This is a genomic window from Pasteurellaceae bacterium RH1A, assembly GCA_012221805.1.
Classification (GTDB): domain Bacteria; phylum Pseudomonadota; class Gammaproteobacteria; order Enterobacterales; family Pasteurellaceae; genus RH1A.
This window is the reverse complement of record CP015195.1, coordinates 1,119,656-1,137,741: the sequence shown is the minus strand read 5'-3', so window position 1 is coordinate 1,137,741 and position 18,086 is coordinate 1,119,656. Positions and strand designations below refer to the sequence as shown.

The following is an 18,086-nucleotide window of genomic DNA, read 5'->3' as shown; positions in this document are numbered from 1 at the left end:
CATTGTGACTCCCTTCCCCTCTTTGTCAGCCAAAGAGGGGCTTTTTTTAGAAGATCACTTCCACCTTCAAACCACCTAATTCACTGGCACTTAAATTCAACTTAAAGCGGTGCAATTCGACAATTCGTTTAACAATAGAAATGCCTAGGCCAGATCCCTTGTTATCACTGTCTGGCCTATCCACCGGCCGGTAGAAGGGCTGGCCCAGCTTGGCTAAATCCGCTTCACTTACGCCGGTACCATTATCTTCCACCACTAATTTTTGTTCAGACAAAGAGACCCGAATCAGAGAGCCTTCTGGCGTGTAGTTGATGGCGTTTTCAATCAGGTTACGCAAGACCAAAGAAAGCAACATGGACTTGCCCTGCTGGTTTTGCGGGTAGTGCTCCACCTCTACCTCAATCTCACTGCCCTTTTGCTCAGCCTGGAGGTAGAGCTGGGCCACATTGCTTTCAATCAGCCTCTGCCAGTCAATGGGCTCAAGTTCGTCCAACTCCACCAGATTTTCCAGGCGGGACAGAGTTAGGAGCTGCTCAATCAAAAGGGCAATTCGGTCAATACTTTGGGTAATATTGCCCAGGGCTTGGCTATGCTCTTTGGGGTCGTCCATGGTTAATTGGGCCAACTCGGTTTGGATCCGTAGGGCAGCCAAGGGGCTTCGCAATTCGTGGGCGGCATCGGAGGTAAAACGTCGCTCCCGGTTAAACATGGTCTGGGTACGGGCCAGGTAATTATTGAGGCTATCCACCAGAGGGAAGATTTCAAGCGGTAGATTTTGCTTGGAAATTTGCGAAAAATCATCCGGCTTGCGTTGGGTCACCTGTTTTTTTAGCAGGCGGAGGGAACGCAATTCCCGATTGACCACCCAGAGAATGGCTAAAATAAGCAGGGGCAAGCCCGCCAGCCATACCCAGAGCTGGACGAAAACAATGTCATTGATCAGATCATCCCGATAGTCCAGCTCCTGGCCTACCGCAATAAAAATATCCCGGTGCTTGAGCCAGAAGATCCGCCACTCGTCCTTATCGCCATCGTCCTCATAGATGGTAACCTGCGAAAAGCCCCGTTTGGGGGCAAAGGGAATATAGCGGCCATTGCGATTATCGTGGGTGATGAGCTGGCCATTTTCAGTATAAACCGCAAAGGCCAGGGCATCATCATCCACCTTCTTGGCTCCCCTACGCAGGCCCCGATGGCGGACCTCGTGGAAGCCCTGGAAAATATCAGACGAGGCCAGGCGTTCAGCAAAAAGCACCTGCTGGGCATCAAAGAGCTTGTCCACCTCATCACGGGCCTTGTTCCATTCAACCACCATGGCCAGTACCCAAATCACAAAGCTAACCAGGGAAAGGGCAATCACCAGGCGGAACCGCAGGCTACGATTTTCAAAGAACCTACGCATCGTTGCTCCCGAGCTTATAGCCTACGCCGTGGACGGTCTTGATCCAGCTCTTGCCCAGTTTTTTACGCAGATTGTGGATGTAAACCTCCATCGCATTGGAGCTGACATCGCTGTCCCAGCTGTAGAGTTTTTCCTCAATGCTGGAGCGGGTCAGCACCTTGTCCTTATTATTGACAAAAAGTTGCAGGAGCTGGAATTCCTTAGCGGTTAAATTCACAGGCTCACCCGCCAGAGTTACCGAATGGGTGCTGGTGTCTAATTTGAGAGGGCCGACCTCAATTTCAGTCGAACTTTGTTGAAAGCGGCGGCGGATCAGGGCCTGGAGGCGAACGGAAACTTCCATCAGGGCAAAGGGCTTGCAGAGGTAGTCATCCGCCCCAGTTTGGAAGCCTAAAATCCGCTCATCCAGGGTATCTCGGGCGGTTAAGATCAGCACGGGAATATCCTGATTTTCCCGCCGCCATTGTTTAAGAATGTCTAGGCCGTCCATCTTAGGCAGGGTCAAGTCCAAGACCACCGCATCATATTCGGCCGAAAAAAGCGCCTCAAAGCCCAACTTGCCATCGCTAAACCAATCCACTACAAAATTGAGCTTGGTTAGGCCTAACTTTAAGCCTTCGCCTATCAATTTATCATCTTCAATCAATAAAATACGCATAAATTCTCTCCAAAAACCCAACAAGCGGGCTTATTTTACCCTATTTTTGCAAAATCTCTTGCGGCAAATTAGACCAGAGAATGCTTAAAGAAAACTTAAAAGCCAGGTTTATTTGATATAAAACAAGCAAGTTGCCGGTAAAAATTTTAAATCCCTACTTTTTTATGGTATAAACGCCCGCTTCTTATAACAATTCAATAGGAGCAATATGATTTTTGATACCTATCAGACCCTGGCCCTGGCCAGTCTTGTCTTATTACTCGGTTATTTTCTGGTAAAACGCATTGCCATTTTACAGGCCTTTAATATTCCTGAACCCGTTGTCGGCGGTTTTATCGTGGCCCTGGGCCTAACCTTGGCCTATAAGCTGGGCGATTACACCTTTAGTTTCGACACCAACCTTCAATCGACCATGATGCTGGTCTTTTTCTCCTCCATCGGTTTAAGTGCCAACTTCGCCCGCCTGATTAAGGGCGGCAAACCCTTGGTTATTTTTGTTATCATTGCTGCCCTGCTTATCACCCTGCAAAATACGGTCGGGGTCTTTGGCAGCATGCTCTTGGGCCTAGACCCAGCCTACGGCCTGATTGCTGGCTCTGTTACCCTAACAGGTGGCCACGGCACGGGGGCGGCCTGGGCAGAAACCCTGACCAAGCAATTTGGCATTACTGGGGCGACTGAGCTGGCTATGGCCTGTGCGACCTTTGGTTTGGTCTTTGGTGGGATTATCGGTGGCCCTGTGGCCCGCTTCTTGCTCAACCGCAACAAACAAGCCCTCAACCCTGAAAACGATGAGACGGACGATGTCCAAGAAGCCTTTGAGCACCCAACCTACAAGCGGAAAATCAATACCCGCTCCCTGATTGAAACCATCGCCATGATGTCCATCTGCCTTTTGGTGGGCAAATACCTAGATGCCCAAACCAAGGGAACGGTTTTACAGCTGCCAACCTTTGTGTGGTGCTTGTTTACCGGCGTGATTATCCGTAATGCCCTAGCCCATATCTTTAAGTTTAAGGTAGCCGATGCAGCTGTGGACGTGCTGGGTAACGTGGGCCTTTCGCTTTTCTTGGCCATTGCACTTATGTCGCTTAAACTTTGGGAACTGGCCGGCCTGGCTCTGCCAGTCATGGTTATCCTCTTGGTGCAAGTTGCCCTGATGGCCCTCTTTGCCATGCTTATCACCTACCGAGCCATGGGCAAGGACTACGATGCCATCGTGCTTAGTGCCGGCCACTGTGGCTTCGGCTTGGGCGCAACCCCAACGGCAGTGGCCAATATGCAGGCCATTACCAGCCGCTTCGGCCCATCCCACAAGGCCTTCTTGATTGTTCCAATGGTGGGGGCCTTCTTTATTGACTTGGTTAATGCCTCGGTCTTAAAGGTCTTTATGGTGATTGTTACCGCCCTGCATTAAACTTGCAAGAAAAGCGCAAAAATAAACCGCTTGTATCCTTGAATACAGGCGGTTTTTTTATGCTTCGTAACAACTATATTTCCAATTACAGGCAGCAAAAATTAGCCTACTTAATAAGAAAGATGAATTCAAAATCCCTACAATCTACTCCCCTCTTTAGCAAAGAGGGGCAGGGGGAGATTTGGCATAAGAAAAAACGGAGAGAGGGAGTGATTAATCATAGATTTGAGAGTGAAATATTCTCCGAATTTAGCACTCTCTTTGCTATCACTTCTGCCAAATCTCCCCTAACCCCTCTTTGCTAAAGAGGGGAATTAGATCGAGATAAGGCAGTAGATTGCTACGGTTTAATTTAAAGCGGAAACAAAACAGGAATCAAGAACACCGACAACCCCATCACCAAAATCGCAAAAGGCAAACCAACCTTCACAAAATCCATAAACTTATAGCCTGCTGGGGCCAAAACCATGGTATTCACTGGCGAGGACACAGGGGTAATAAAGGCCGCAGAAGCTGCCATGGCCACCGTCATAGCAAAAGGCACAGGGGAATAACCTAATTTTTGGGCAATCCCAATGGCGATAGGCATCATCAAAATGGCAGTGGCGGTGTTGGAAATAAAGGCGCTGATCAAGGCTGTCAAAACAAACATACCGGCCAAAATGCCATAAGTCCCCAGCGAAGAAGTAGCCTGCAAGAAGCCTTCAACAACCAAATGCACCCCGCCCGTTTTTTGCATAGCAATCGAGAAAGGCATCATACCCACAATCAAAATCAGGCTAGGCCAGTGGATAGACTCATAGGCGCTCTTCATATCCACACAGCGGAATTTGCCCAACATAAGACAGGCAATCAGGGCGGCCATCACATTAGGCACTAAGCCCGTAATCATCAGCACCACCATGGTCAAAACCGAGAAAATGGCATGCGGAGCCTGGCTGGCAGCCGGCACAGCCTGCTTGCTTTCGACTGGGGTTTTAAGCAGGAAGAAGTCCTTGTTCTGCTTGTCCATCTCCTGAATTTGCGACCACACGCCCATGACCAAAAGCACATCGCCCAGCTTGAGCGGGGTGTGGATAATATCTTGGGTCAGGATCTCATTGTCCCGCTTAAAACCGACCACACTCAAGCCATAGCGGGAGCGGAAGCCCAGTTCACTGATGGTTTTGCCTATACTCTCGGCCTCTGGCATGAGGGCCACTTCTGCCATGCCCACCGACTTAGAATGGGAGGAGAAATAATCGCCCTTGACCTCAATTTGCTTGAGGCCCAACATTTCACACAGGGAGGCGAATTTTTCATCCGAAACCCCAATATCCATGAGCAAAATATCCTTTTCCCGCAGATTGGTTTCGCCAAAGGCACTGATGGTCACACGGCTCAGGCGTTTAAGGCGTTGAATAGCAATCACATTGAGGTGGTGTTCATTACGCAATTTGAGCTCATAAATGGTGCGGCCAATCACAGGCGACTTAGGATTAACCACCACCATTTTTGCCCTGCCCTGCAACTGGTATTCAGCTATCAGTTGGGACATGGACTGGCCCTGCTGGCTAACCACTTCAACACTTTCGCCATTATCCAACCACTTGCGAGCAATCAACATATAGCCAATGCCCATGAGCAGCACCGCTAGGCCTAGCGGGGTAAAGCTAAAGAAGTTGAGACCCTCTAGGCCAGCTTTCACCAATTCAGAATGGGCCACCAGGTTGGGCGGGGTGGCAATCAGGGTCATCATGCCGCTAATAAGCCCGGCCACACTTAAGGGCATCATGAGCCGTTTAGGCGAAATGCCCATGGAGGAACAAATGGCCAGCACCACAGGAATAAAGATGGCCACAATTCCCGTCGAACTCATAAAAGAACCCAGTACCGCAATGGAGAGCATAAGCAGAACCAAAACCCGCACCTCACTGGCACCTGCCACCCGCATGAGCCATTCGCTGACCTGATAGGCAATCCCCGTTCGCACCAGCCCCTCGCCCACAATAAAGAGCAGGGCAATTAGCACCACGTTAGGGTCGCTTAGGCCGGCAAAGACTTCCTGAACCGTCAAAATGCCCGACAGGCTAAAAAAGGCCATCACCAAGAGGGCCACCACATCCATCCGCAGTTTATTGCGGATAAATTGCCAAATGGCAAAGACCAGCAGGGCCAGCACCCAGAAAAGGGGTTCCTGGAGGAAAGTAGGGAGATGGGGGGTGATGTTGTTCATAGCTTATACCTAAAATCGAGAGCGGGGCTTCCCCACCCTGCTTTTATTGAAGAAAAATCCCGAGACTAAACAAGAGATTAGTAATCAAGGCCAGGCCTGCCATTTGACCTAAAAGTGGGCGTAATTCGGCAGGATCTTGGTGGCGGTAAACAAACAGGCCGTGCTTAACTAAAAGCGGCGTGGCCAGCAAAAAAAGCAGGCCCCAGGCATTGAGGTGGCTGAGGGAGAAAATCAAGTAGGACAGCAGAGCCAAGCTCAAGAGAGCAACATGGTAACGCCGCCCCTTTTGGCTGCCAATGCGGACAATCAAGGTATTTTTGCCGGCCTGACGATCTTGGTTAATGTCCCGCAGATTATTGATGTTAAGGACAGCCACCGAAAGCAAACCGCAGCCAAAGGCCGGCAGCCAAATGCTGGCAGGCAGACTGCGGGCTTGCAGGTAGAAGGTGCCGACTACGGCCAAAAAGCCAAAGAAAATCAGTACAGACAAGTCACCCAAGCCCAAATAACCATAAGGTTTCTTGCCCACCGTGTAGGTAATGGCCGCCACAATGGCCACCACCCCCAAGGCCGCAAAGGCCACAATATCTTGCACCGACTGCACTGCATAGCCAATCAAGACAGAGCCTGAAAGAAAGGCTAGTGCACCCACTACATAAAGGGCCTTTTTGAGCTGCGCCCCCGTAATGGCCCCGTGCTGAATGGCCCGAAGGGGGCCAATGCGTTCGGCCGTGTCGGAGCCTTTGATGTGATCGCCATAATCATTGGCAAAGTTGGAGAGAATTTGTAGCAAAATAGTGGTTAAAAAGGCCAGGCCAGTAATCAGGCCACTAAAGGCTCCCGCCCAATAGGCCAGGGCTGAACCCACCAAAATAGAGGCTAGGGCCAGGGGAAGGGTTTTGGGGCGGGCGGTAGAAAACCAAATGGAAAAAGTGGAGTTTTTATTCATTAAAACAGGTTCTTCGAGTTAAAATAGCAAGATTAAAATAGGCTTCATCATATCCTACTTTGGCCTGAAAGATTTTGATCTTTTACATATTTTCAACAGATTATACGACAATTTTATGCAATCTTTAACATTAAGCCCCATCGGCATCATCCACAGCCCCTACGGAGAGAAATTTTCCGTCCCCCGCCAGCCCAACTTGGTGGCCCAGGGCAAGGGAATTTTACGCCTGCTGTCGCCCTATAATTCACCCGATGCAGTGCGGGGCCTGGAAGCCTTTAGCCATCTTTGGTTGATTTTCCAATTCCACCAAATTCCCGAGCGGGACTGGCACGCCACCGTCCGCCCGCCCCGCTTAGGCGGTAATGAGCGGGTGGGTGTCTTTGCCAGCCGGGCCACCCATCGGCCTAATCCCCTGGGCTTGTCTAAGGTTGGTTTGGAGAAGGTTATTATCGAAAAGGGCGAAGTGTGCTTACAGCTGGCCAGTGTGGATTTGGTCGATGGCACGCCTATTTTGGACATCAAACCCTACATCACCTATGCTGACAGCGAACCCGAGGCCCAATCAGGCTTCGCCCAAGATAAACCTCAAGCCAAATTGGCGGTGGAATTTAGCCCCCAAGCCCTGCAAGCGGTGCAAAAATCGCAAAATTTTGCAAAATTTGGCATTAGCGACCCGTTAGGCTTTATCCGAGAGGTCATTGCCCAAGACCCCCGCCCAGCCTATCAACAGGGTAAGCCGTCTGACCGCATTTATGGCATGAAACTAGCAGGCCACAATGTCCGCTGGCAGATTTCGCCTGATGATAAAAATTTAGCCCTGGTCTTGGAACTAAATGATGCTTGCAGCGTCTGATAGACGACTTCAACGGAGGATTTATGAAATTGAACAAATATGCCCTAATGTTACCGCTTGCCTTGGCCACCGCTCCCCTTATGGCCAATGAAAGCGAAGCCCAAAAACCAACCAAACCCGTTTTCCACTTTTCTGCCCAGGTGGAACGGATTGTGGAACAAGACCTCATGTCGGCTTCAGTTTATAGCCGCAAGGAGGGCAAAAACCTAGCCCCCATCAAAAAGCAGGTTTCCAGCAACCTCAACACTGTGATTGAGGCCGCCCAAAAACACCCAAGCATTGAGGTGGTGGCCGAAGGCATCACCAATAACCCTTCTTACAACAGCAAGGGCAAGGTCATCGGCTGGGAAGCCCACGGCAATGTCTTCCTCAAAAGCAAGGACTTTGACGCCATGGCCAAGGTGCTGGAAAATCTCAATGATGAAATTGCCATCGACTACATCAATTTCTCCATCTCGCCTGAAAAAGCGGCTGAAATTGAAGACCAAATCACCCTTGAAGCGGTGCAAAAATTCCAGCACAAGGCTGAAATCGTCCGCAAGGGCTTAAATGCCAAGAGCTTTACTGTCGGTAAGGTAGAGCTGGGCCAGTATTTTCCAGTGATGACCCGCCAAGCGCCTGTGGCTTATGCTATGGCTGAAGCCCGAGATGCTTCCGCCAAAAGTGTCACCAAGTTGCCACTGGCCGCTGGCAAGGAATCCATTTCGACCACAGCAACAGGCTGGGTAAGTTTTGAATAAGGGAAAAATGAAGGGATTTCTTTCCATCATCTTATTAAGCAGCCTGCTTACAGGCTGCTTGGTCACGTCTGTGGTCGGCGGCGCAGTTTCAGCGGCAACCACGGTTGTTGGTGCAGCGGTGAAGACGACTACGACCGTAGTGGGTGCGGTTATTCCTGATGGGGAGGACGACTAAAAATATCACATAGCTGTAAGACAAATCCCCAGTATCATTTCCCTCTCCCTTTCAACCTCTCGGCATTCTCCATAGCCCGAATAATGGCCCGGCGTTCAATATCGGTACGGCCGCTGTCTAAAATTTGTTGCCAGTATTTAAGGGCCAGATCGTAATCCTGCTTGGCGAAGGCTTCGGAAGCTAGGAGGGCCAGGCTGGCGCTTTCGTTTGGGTCGCCGGCCAGGGCTTCTTCAATCCAGGCCCTGACATCTGGGGTCATTTTTTTGTGGGATTGGTAGTAGAGGGCGGTGGCGCCTGCGCCTAGGATCATGGGTTTTCGACCCAGTAAGATGCTGGCCCGGGAGTAGGCTTCCAGGGCATTGTCAAATTCATTGGCCTGCATATAGGCCTGGCCTAGCTCGAACCAGTCTTGGCCTTTGTTGGGGTCTTGGCGCAGGCGGTTTTGGATGGCTTCCACCAGGCTTTCCTTGCGGGCTTCATGGCTTTGCTCTTGGCGGATGGCCATGGCCTCTTTAAATTCGTTCTGGCCTTGGTTGATGGCTTGATAGCGGCCGGTGTAGGCATAATAAGCCAGCGGAAAGGCAAGCACCAAGCCCCAAATTAGCCAGCTAGGCAGGCGGTAAGCGGTTGAATGTTGGGGATTTTTTGCAAAATTTTCCTCATTTTCGACCGCTTGTTGTGAGGTTTCCCCGCCCTTTCTTCCCTTGAGATAAAGCCAAGCAAAGCCAAAAGCCAAAACCAAAAGTAGCGGCGGGAGGCCCCAAAGGACGTAGGTTCGCCAGTTTACTGGCGGCTGATAAAGCACAAAATCGCCGAAGCGTTCCACCAGTTCGGCCTTGATTTGCTCGTTGCTCTTGCCGGCCTCCACCATTTGATAAACCTCGGTGCGAAGCTGAAAGGCGGCCTGGGAGTTGGATTCAACCAAATTTTGATTTTGGCATTGCACGCAACGCAGGGTTTTGGCCAAGGCCACGGCTCGGCTGCGGTCGGCCTCGTTTTGGAAGGTGTAGGTGTCCACCGTTTCGGCCCAGCAAGCGGTGGAAAAAAGCAGGAAAATTGCAAGAAAGTAAGATTTCATGGCGAACCGTCTAGTTGAGATGGCGCCAGCGCCCTCGCTGGTGCCTATATATCAAAGCCTTAAGCACCAGCGTGGACGCTGGCGCTATCCTTATTTTAACTGCTGCAAGACAGGCAGGAAGTCCCGCTGCCATTCCAGCTCTCGCATCAGGCCCAGGTGATAGGCTCGAATAACACCGTGCTTGTCCACCAAAAAGGTTTGAGGGGCTTGATTGCCGCCCAGTTGCAGGGTTAGCTCTCGGGTGTCTTGTAGGCTAAAAAGGTAGGGATTGCCCAGGCTTTCTAGGGTATTAAGGGCGGCTTGTCTTTGGTCGGCAAAATTTATCCCAACCACCTTAATGCCCTGGCCTGCAAGTTTATGTAAGAGGGGGAATTCTTGGCGGCAGTAGGTGCACCAGCTGGCCCAAACGTTGAGGACAAAGGCCTCTTTGGGCAGATCTTGCAGGCTGCGTTGGGTTTGAAGGTTGTGCAGATCCTTGAGGTAGAAGTCAGGAATGGGCTTGCCAATCAGGCCCTGATCATCGGTCTGCTGGGCCTGATAAAGCCCCAAGCCCAAAAAGCCGGCAAAAATCAAGATCACCAGCACGGGCAGGAAGAGAAAAAGTCGCTTGTTCATTTTAATCTTGGTTGATACGGCTGGAGACCGCACTTTGTTGGTTCTTATATTTGGCATCCTTACGAGCATTGTAAGGGCGGGCGGCGTGGCCACTTAAAATTTCAAAGCTCAAGGCGCCAATGGCCATATTAGGGCGCAGGGCCAGGGGCAATTTGCCGGCGTTATAAAATTCCAGCACAATTTTGCCCTCCCAACCTGGGTCGATCCGATGGGCGGTGATATGCACCATGAGGCCAAGGCGGGCCAGGGAGGAACGGCCGTCCAACCAGCCCACAATATTGGCCGGCAGTTTGACCGACTCCAGCGTGGTGGCTAAGGCCAGTTCACCTGGGTGGAGGAAAAAGGCCTCATCATCGCCGATGATAATTTCCTCACTCATCACCTTGTCTAGCTGGGCTGCCACAGCCTCGCTTGGGCCACTCAAGTCAATATAGGGCGTGAAATGCTCCCGAAAAACACGGAAGGAATTGCCCAAACGCACATCAATGGTCGCCCCGTTGATCTTCTCATTGGCAGGGCGGGGATCCAGGCTGATGATGCCCTCGTCTAAATAACGCTCAATATCCAGATCGCATAAACGCATAAGGCCTCCTATTTTTGCCCCAAGAGTTGGCGGATTTGGGCTTTTAAGATGTTAATGGCAATCCGGTTCTTGCCGCCTTTTGGCACGATAATGTCGGCATATTGCTTAGAAGGTTCGATAAATTGCAGGAACATTGGGCGAACCGTTTTGCGGTATTGGCTGACCACCGACTCCATGGAGCGGCCACGTTCTTGCATATCTCTTTGCAGGCGGCGGATAAAACAGATGTCGAGCGGGGCATCTACGAAGATGGATACGTTGATTTCATTGCGGATTTTTTCATCAGTTAAAAGCAAAATGCCTTCTAAAATAATGACCCGTTTTGGCTCAAACTTACGCACGGTTGGCAGGCGGGTGTGTTCAACATAGCTATATTCAGGAATTTCAATGCTTTGGCCAGCCTTGAGGGCTTGGAGGTGTTGAACCAGAAGGGCGTGATCCATGGAATTGGGGTGGTCGTAGTTGGTTTGCACACGTTCTTCCATGGCCAGGTGGCTTTGGTCACGGTAGTAGGCGTCTTCGGAGATAATGCCGATGTCCTCTTGGCCCAGCTCTTCTTTGAGTTCTTTGTAGATGGTGGAAGCAATCAGACTCTTGCCCGAGGCAGACGCCCCTGCAATGGCGATAACAATGCAAGAATCGGTGTTTTGAATGGCAACTGACATAATTTTTCCTTTTAAAATGAAAACTTGCAAATTATAGCCCAAAACCGCCCGCTTGCAGTAGCCTAATTGTGAAATTGGGTTAAAATGTGGGGAAAGCTATCAAGAGGACATTTTATGCTAACCAATCTTCAACTGGAAAACATCTTAGACGAAAAACTTAACAGCCCAGCCATTTCCGACTACGCCCCTAACGGCCTGCAAGTGGAAGGCCGGCGAGAAATTCGCAAAATCGTGACAGGCGTAACCGCCAGCCTGCCCTTGATTGAAGCCGCCATTGCCAAGGGCGCCGATGCCCTTTTGGTTCATCACGGCTATTTCTGGAAGTCTGAATCCCCCTGCATTCGGGGCATGAAGGGCAAGCGTATCAAGCAGCTTTTAGTTAATGATATCAACCTCTTTGGCTACCACCTGCCGCTGGATATGCACCCTGAACTGGGCAACAACGCCCAACTGGCCCAGCATATTGGGGTCAAAAATCTGAAGGGTTTGGAAGACAAGGCCCTTTCCATTCCTGTTTATGGGGAGCTGGAGCAGGCCATTTCCGCCCAAGAATTAGAGGCACGCTTAGAAAAGGCTCTGAGCCGCAAACCCACCTTCTGTGGGGACTTTGTGGGTTTTGAGCAAAAACTGATTAAGACAGTGGCCATCTGCACTGGCGGCGGCCAGGGCTATATTGATTTAGCCGCCCAAAAGGGGATTGATGCCTTTATTACTGGGGAAATTTCCGAGCAAACCACCCACTCGGCCCGTGAGCAAGGCATCTACTTCTACGCCTGCGGCCACCACGCCACCGAACGAGATGGGGTCAAGGCTCTAGGCCAGTGGCTGGCTACGCAATATGGGCTAGAGGTGGAGTTTGTGGATATTGATAATCCGGCCTAGGGTGCGTGTAAACGCACCTTTTAAAACAGGTATAGGCTCATGGTGCGTTTACACGCACCCTACTCGCTACTCCCCAAACTGCAAACTATGGAGCTGCTTATAGGCTCCATTTTTTGCCAGCAATTCCTGATGAGAACCCCGCTCAATAATTTCGCCCTGATCCACCACCAGGATTTCATCGGCTTTCTCAATGGTAGAAAGTCGGTGGGCAATAACCAGAACGGTGCGATCTTTTTGCAGTTCCTCAAGGGCAGCCTGAATGGCCCGCTCTGATTCGGTATCTAAGGCAGACGTTGCCTCATCCAACACCAAGACAGGCGAATTACGCAGAAGCGCCCGGGCAATGGCCAGGCGTTGGCGTTGGCCGCCTGACAGGCTGACCCCATTTTCGCCGATCATAGAATCCAGGCCCTGCGGCATTTTGTCGATAAATTCCATGGCATGGGCAGCAGTGGCAGCCTTGATGATTTCCTCTCGGCTGTACTTATCCTGGGCCGCATAGGCGATATTGTTGGCCACGGTGTCGTTAAAGAGATGAACCTGTTGGGAAACAATGGCACACTGCTCTCTTAAATTATTGAGGGTGTAGTCCTGAATATTGTGGCCATCTAGGCTAATTTTCCCCTCATCAATTTCATAGAAACGGGTAATGAGGTTGGCAATGGTTGATTTACCCGAACCTGAACGCCCAACCAAGGCAACCGTTTTACCTGCTGGCAGGCTGAAGCTGATATTTTTCAGGGCTGGCTTGTCCTTATTGGCATAGGTGAAGGTTACATTGTCGAAGCGAATGTCGCCCTTGGCCCGCTCAACCACCAGGTTGCCCTTGTCCTCTTCGGTTTTAAGATCAAAGAGGGTAAAGAGGGTTTGGCAGGCGGCCATTCCTCTTTGGAACTGAGCATTGACGTTGGTGAGCGACTTAAGCGGCCGCATCATGGCAAACATGGCTGATAGCACAGTCGCAAACTCGCCTGCGGTTAATTCCTCACCAATCAATTCTGGCGAACCGGCCACAAAAAGCACGATGGCCAGAGCTAAAGAGGCAATGGTTTGGACAATCGGGTCGGAAATAGCAGTGGCCGCCGCCAACTTCATGCCCTTGCGGCGCATATCATTGCTGGAACGGTTAAAGCGATCTTCTTCCACCTCTTGGCCGCCAAAGGACAAAATCACCTTGTGGCCCTTGAGCATTTGATCGGCACTGGCCGTCATATCCCCCATGGACTGCTGCATATTGCGGCTGAGGCTACGAAAGCGTCTTGAAACGGTACTAATGATGATGGCAATGAGGGGGCCAATCACAAAAAGCACCAAGGACAACTTCCAGCTATTGTAGAACATGGTAAAGACCAGGAAGAAGACATAGGCCCCTTCTCGCACAATGGTCTGCAAGGCCCCTGCCGAAGCCCCTGCGATCTGCTCGGAATCGTAGGTAATGCGGGAAAGGAGGCGGCCGGAGGAGTTTTGATCGAAGAAGGTGACCGGCATAAACATAAGGTGCTTAAAAACCCTTTGGCGCATGGTCATCACCACCTTGCCCGTTACCCAGGCCAGGCAGTAGGAGGCCACAAAGTTGGACAGCCCCCGCAGGACAATCAAGCCCACAATCACAAAGGCCAACCACTTGAGGAAGGAGCCTTCGCCCAAGCCCTGGGCCTCTCCGCCTGTGGCCGAGGCAAAGCCCACATCCAGCATGGGCCGAAGCAGGGAAAGCATATAGGCATCGGTGCCTGCATTGATCATCATGGCCAGCATGGACACGACAATCCCCCACTTAAAAGGAGCAATCATGGGCCAGAGGCGTTTAAAGGTTTTCCAGGTCGATTGATCTTGGGTGATCTCGTCTAAGGAATAGTTGATATTCGACATTAAGTGAGCCTTCTAAATAAAAATTATCGCTATTGTAAGGGCAAAATGGATTTCTACCAAATTTGGTCTGCAAGCGGTTTATAGAGGACAAGTTTTTGCAAATTATTGAAGCAAAAGCACCGCTTTAAACACAAAAGGTGCGACCAAGGAGGACAGGACACCGCAAAGCACCAGGGCGATGGAGGCATAGGAGCCTGTTTGGCGGTCGATTTCCATGGTGCGAGCCACCCCCAGGGCATGAGAAGCCACACCCATACTGAGTCCAATGGCTTGGGGATGCTTGACCTTGAAGATCTTTAAAAGGGCTATGCCAAAGGCCGAGCCTGTAATCCCGGCCACCATCACGCCCACCACAGCAATAGCTCCCTGGCCGCCGATTTCCCCTGCAATAGCAATGGCTATCGGGGCGGTAACGGATTTAGGCAGAATGGATGCAATAATTTCCTCATTAGCCCCAAACAGCAAGGCCAGAAGCCCACCGCTTATCATAGATAAAAGCGTGGCAAAGCCCATAATCAGAGCTAAGTGCTTCCACTGCCGGCGGATTTGGGCAAACTGTTCATAAAAAGGCAGAGCTAAAGCCACAACTGCTACGCCCAGGAGATTATTGAGCAGGGCATTGCCCTCATAATAGGCCTGATAGGGGATCTTGGCACCCAGCAGGATCAGAACCAAGAAGGTTAAGCCAATAATAAAGGGGTTGAGAATGGTGGATTTTAATTTTTGGCTGATTTTAAGGCTGATCACAAAGACCACCACGGTCAGCAGGCCATAGGCATAAATCCAGAGATTAGTCATCCTGCTTCTCCTTTTTGGTTAAGAGCTTTTGGGCAAAAAGGCCCACGCCCACAATGGAAATCACGCTGCTAACAAAGGCCGCCAAGAAGAAGGAGTCCACATGGCTAACGAATAAATCGCCATGCTCAATAATACCCGCACAAATGGGCAGAAAGAAGATGGCCATATAGCGGTTAAAAGGCAGGGCCACGGGGCTTATCCATTCGGCCTTGATGAGGCCTGCTAAGAGGCAGATAAAGAGGATAAGCAGGCCCCAAATGCTGTCGGCAATGCCAATGGGCAAAAGCCAGGCCAGGCCCTTGCCCAGGTAGAGCATACCCCAGAGGATGGCCAGGGCCAGGGTGAGTTGTTTGAGTTTGTTTAGCATATTTTCTTCTTTTATCCTCATAAAGATAGCGCCAGCGTCCTCGCTGGTGCTGATAACCTATTGATATATAAGGCACCAGCCTGGAGGCTGGCGCCATCTTAGGGGTTGTTTGAGTTTGTTTAGCATATTTTCTTCTTTTATCCTCATAAAGATAGCGCCAGCGTCCTCGCTGGTGCTGATAACCTATTGATATATAAGGCACCAGCTTGGAGGCTGGCGCCATCTTATGATCCTTTCAAAAAACCTATTACCTTTTCCAAATCCCTCGTCCTTTTTGAAGGCGGCAAGCTCTTGAGAAAAGTCGCGCCATAGGCCCGATTAACCAGGCGGGAATCGCAGATAATCACTGCCCCTCGGTCGGTTACATCCCGAATCAATCGCCCTACCCCTTGCTTGAGAGTAATCACCGCCTCGGGGATCTGAATATCGTTAAAGGGTTCCCCCCCTTGTAGGCGGCAGTCTTCCATTCGGGCCTTTAGGAGTGGATCATCGGGTGAAGCAAAGGGCAATTTGTCGATAATAACCAAGGACAGGGCATCGCCCCGCACATCAATCCCCTCCCAGAAGCTTTGGGTAGCCACCAGCACGCTATTGGGCTCGGCAATAAATTTTTCCAAGAGGCGGCTCTTGCTGGTCTCCCCCTGTAAGAGGACGCTGAGTTTACTATGCTCCCGCAGGTAATCAGCCAGGCCCCGCATCATAAAATAAGAGGTACAGAGCAGGAAGCAGCGACCATTGTTGGCCTCAATCACTGGCTGGAGCATCTTGGCCAAGGCGTTTAGCGTATGGGAACGATTGCTTTCAGGCAGGTAGCGGGGCACGCAGAGCAGGGATTGATTAGGGTAATCAAAGGGGCTTTGCAAGACCAGTTGTTCGGCATTTTCTACGCCTAAACGTTGGCAGAAGTGATCGAATTTTCCGCCCACTTCAAGGGTGGCGGAAGTAAAGACCCAGGCTGTTTCTTGGGCCTTGAGCTGATCGCCAAACTTGTCTGCCACGGTTAAAGGCGTAATATGCAGGCCAAAGGAGCGGCCGTTGGCCTCATACCAATAGCAGTAGCCCGTCACCGTGGTATCGCTGAGTTTTTTGAGTAAAGCCTTAACCTCGGCAATCCGTTCAAAGATCTTATCCAAGGTTTCAGACCGGCCCAGGGATTTTTTGACCACTTCGCTTAAGAAATCCAGGTTTTCAGCTAGCTTAACCAGCCCCTCAACCACCTTCTTATCATTAAAGAGATCCCGCAGGTTGCCCCGCACCGAGCTAACACCCTCGCCCATCAGCAGGCGGAAGTCTTGGACGACCTTTTGTAGATGGTCGGCAGCCTTGCCCAGTTGGGCCAAGTCCTTGAGTTCTGAGCGATAGACAATATTGCAGTCCTTACAGATGTCAAAGAGCTGGCGGGAAGTCAGGGATTGACCAAAATACTGGCTGGCAATGTCAGGCAGTTGGTGGGCCTCGTCAAAAATCACCAATTCGGCATTGGGAATGATCTCACCAAAGCCGGACTCCTTAACCGCCATATCGGCACAAAAAAGATGGTGATTAACCACCACCAGATCAGCCTCCATGGCCCGCTTACGGGCTTGCACCACATAGCAGTCCTTATAATGGGGGCAGTCTGAACCCAGGCAGTTGTCGGTGGTGCTAACCAGTTGAGGCAGGATGGGGCTGTCCTCGGCAATGCTAATACATTCGCTTAAATCGCCCGATTCCGTGCCGGTCTGCCACTTCTGTACCTTACGCAGATCGGCCAGCACACTCTTATCCCCCACCACGCCCATGGCAATGAGGTGATCCATTCTGTCCAAGCACAGATAATTGGCTCGGCCCTTGAGCAGGGCCACCTTGCCCGAATATTTAAGGGCCTTTTGGATGGTGGGCAGATCACGGTTAAAGAGCTGATCTTGCAGGTTCTTGGAGCCTGTCGAAACAATGGTTTTCTTGCCTGAAAGCAGGGCTGGCACTAGGTAGGCGAAGGTCTTGCCCGTGCCTGTGCCGGCCTCCACCACTGTGGCACTTGCAAATTTTATGGCTCGGCCAACCGCTTGTGCCATCTCAAGCTGGGCGGCACGGGGGCGGAAGCCCTGAATATTGTGGCTCAAACGGCCATCGGGGCTAAAGGCGTCTTTGATCGCTTGCTGGAGTTTCATTAAATCAGGAAATGAATAAGGAAGATGCTGTATATGATAACAGTATTTGTAAGTAAGATAAAGCCTGCGCAAGGCAGGCTGACTAGCTAAATAATCTCACTCGGGCTAAAGAAATAGGCGATTTCTCGTTCAGCAGAGGCTGGTGAGTCTGAACCGTGTAGGGAATTTTCCGTATAGCTCAAGGCATATTTAGCCCGTAGGCTATTGGGATCTCGCTTAGTTGGATCGGTTGCCCCCATCAAGGTTCGATAGTCTTCAATGGCATTGTCTTTTTCCAGCACCACAACCACCAAAGGGCCTGACATCATATAGTCCACCAGGGGCTGAAAAAAGGCCTTGCCTTGGTGTTCGGCATAAAAGCCCTCGGCCTGGGCCTGATTAAGCTGTAGTTTTTTCAAGGCCTTAATGGTAAAGCCAGCCTCTTCCATGTGCGACAGCAATTTACCAATTAAGTGACGGCCTGTGGCGTCGGGTTTAATAATGGCTAGGGTTTGTTGCATCTTTTCCTCCAAAGATTGCCTACTATCAATACCAAGCATTTTACCGTGTTTTACAAGAAAAAGAATTGTAAATTTTTTAAGTTTTTTTCAAAAATTTGATCTAGCTAACATTTTTTAGGTAGAAAAAGTTTTACAATAGCACCAGTTTTTAATTTTAACCAATAAGAGGT

17 protein-coding genes are annotated in these 18,086 nt (G+C 50.7%); 4 read left to right on the top strand and 13 right to left on the bottom strand.

Annotated elements, in window-relative coordinates:
* Positions 1-46 precede the first annotated feature (46 nt).
* On the bottom strand, positions 47-1,402 hold the full coding sequence (locus A4G20_05330; protein QIW15792.1) for a two-component system sensor histidine kinase QseC: 1,356 nt from the start codon (positions 1,400-1,402) through the stop codon (positions 47-49).
* Complete coding sequence (locus A4G20_05325; protein ID QIW15791.1) at positions 1,395-2,060, bottom strand: DNA-binding response regulator; 666 nt, start codon at positions 2,058-2,060, stop codon at positions 1,395-1,397. Before A4G20_05325 ends, A4G20_05330 begins: the two co-directional genes overlap by 8 nt.
* A gap of 208 nt (positions 2,061-2,268) precedes the next feature.
* Here A4G20_05325 and A4G20_05320 point away from each other — a divergent pair, with 208 nt between their 5' ends.
* Positions 2,269-3,477, top strand: coding sequence for a sodium/glutamate symporter (locus tag A4G20_05320; protein ID QIW15790.1), 1,209 nt, complete (start codon positions 2,269-2,271; stop codon positions 3,475-3,477).
* A 352-nt stretch (positions 3,478-3,829) separates the two neighbouring features.
* Here A4G20_05320 and A4G20_05315 read toward each other — a convergent pair whose 3' ends face one another.
* Together A4G20_05315 and A4G20_05310 are read right to left on the bottom strand one after the other, a co-directional pair.
* Positions 3,830-5,692, bottom strand: coding sequence for a citrate transporter (locus tag A4G20_05315; GenBank protein QIW15789.1), 1,863 nt, complete (start codon positions 5,690-5,692; stop codon positions 3,830-3,832).
* A gap of 43 nt (positions 5,693-5,735) precedes the next feature.
* Complete coding sequence (locus tag A4G20_05310; protein ID QIW15788.1) at positions 5,736-6,641, bottom strand: 1,4-dihydroxy-2-naphthoate polyprenyltransferase; 906 nt, start codon at positions 6,639-6,641, stop codon at positions 5,736-5,738.
* Positions 6,642-6,756: 115 nt separating this feature from the next.
* On the opposite strand from A4G20_05310, the gene A4G20_05305 reads away from it, so the two are divergent.
* Positions 6,757-7,494 (top strand): tRNA-Thr(GGU) m(6)t(6)A37 methyltransferase TsaA, encoded by a 738-nt coding sequence (locus A4G20_05305; GenBank protein ID QIW15787.1) that lies wholly within the window; start codon positions 6,757-6,759, stop codon positions 7,492-7,494.
* A 23-nt stretch (positions 7,495-7,517) separates the two neighbouring features.
* Positions 7,518-8,234 carry a hypothetical protein gene (locus A4G20_05300; protein QIW15786.1) on the top strand — a complete coding sequence of 239 codons (717 nt, stop codon included), beginning with the start codon at positions 7,518-7,520 and terminating at the stop codon, positions 8,232-8,234.
* A 209-nt stretch (positions 8,235-8,443) separates the two neighbouring features.
* Here the strand turns inward: A4G20_05300 and A4G20_05295 are convergent, their stop codons facing one another.
* The 4 genes from A4G20_05295 to A4G20_05280 all read right to left on the bottom strand — a co-directional run bounded on the left by A4G20_05295 (position 8,444) and on the right by A4G20_05280 (position 11,350).
* Positions 8,444-9,487: a hypothetical protein gene (locus A4G20_05295; GenBank protein QIW15785.1), complete on the bottom strand. Its 1,044-nt coding sequence runs from the start codon at positions 9,485-9,487 to the stop codon at positions 8,444-8,446.
* 90 nt (positions 9,488-9,577) lie between these two features.
* Positions 9,578-10,102, bottom strand: a complete 525-nt coding sequence (locus A4G20_05290; protein ID QIW15784.1) for a hypothetical protein — start codon at positions 10,100-10,102, stop codon at positions 9,578-9,580.
* Position 10,103: 1 nt separating this feature from the next.
* Entirely contained in the window at positions 10,104-10,685 is a 582-nt protein-coding gene (locus tag A4G20_05285) for a dCTP deaminase (protein QIW15783.1), read from the bottom strand.
* Between the two features lie 8 nt (positions 10,686-10,693).
* A complete protein-coding gene (locus tag A4G20_05280) occupies positions 10,694-11,350 on the bottom strand; it encodes a uridine kinase (protein QIW15782.1) in 657 nt (218 codons plus the stop codon).
* A 114-nt stretch (positions 11,351-11,464) separates the two neighbouring features.
* On the opposite strand from A4G20_05280, the gene A4G20_05275 reads away from it, so the two are divergent.
* A complete protein-coding gene (locus A4G20_05275) occupies positions 11,465-12,232 on the top strand; it encodes a Nif3-like dinuclear metal center hexameric protein (protein ID QIW15781.1) in 768 nt (255 codons plus the stop codon).
* A gap of 66 nt (positions 12,233-12,298) precedes the next feature.
* On the opposite strand, the gene A4G20_05270 is transcribed toward A4G20_05275, so the two are convergent.
* The 5 genes from A4G20_05270 to A4G20_05250 all read right to left on the bottom strand — a co-directional run bounded on the left by A4G20_05270 (position 12,299) and on the right by A4G20_05250 (position 17,916).
* Complete coding sequence (locus tag A4G20_05270) at positions 12,299-14,101, bottom strand: lipid ABC transporter permease/ATP-binding protein (GenBank protein QIW15780.1); 1,803 nt, start codon at positions 14,099-14,101, stop codon at positions 12,299-12,301.
* 102 nt (positions 14,102-14,203) lie between these two features.
* Positions 14,204-14,899 carry a CidB/LrgB family autolysis modulator gene (locus A4G20_05265; GenBank protein ID QIW15779.1) on the bottom strand — a complete coding sequence of 232 codons (696 nt, stop codon included), beginning with the start codon at positions 14,897-14,899 and terminating at the stop codon, positions 14,204-14,206.
* Complete coding sequence (locus A4G20_05260) at positions 14,892-15,266, bottom strand: murein hydrolase transporter LrgA (GenBank protein QIW15778.1); 375 nt, start codon at positions 15,264-15,266, stop codon at positions 14,892-14,894. The genes A4G20_05265 and A4G20_05260 overlap by 8 nt, the downstream gene beginning before the upstream one ends.
* Before the next feature lie 224 nt (positions 15,267-15,490).
* Positions 15,491-17,416, bottom strand: a complete 1,926-nt coding sequence (locus tag A4G20_05255; GenBank protein QIW15777.1) for an ATP-dependent helicase — start codon at positions 17,414-17,416, stop codon at positions 15,491-15,493.
* Positions 17,417-17,502: 86 nt separating this feature from the next.
* Positions 17,503-17,916 carry a nucleoside-diphosphate kinase gene (locus A4G20_05250; GenBank protein ID QIW15776.1) on the bottom strand — a complete coding sequence of 138 codons (414 nt, stop codon included), beginning with the start codon at positions 17,914-17,916 and terminating at the stop codon, positions 17,503-17,505.
* Between the last annotated feature and the right edge of the window lie 170 nt (positions 17,917-18,086).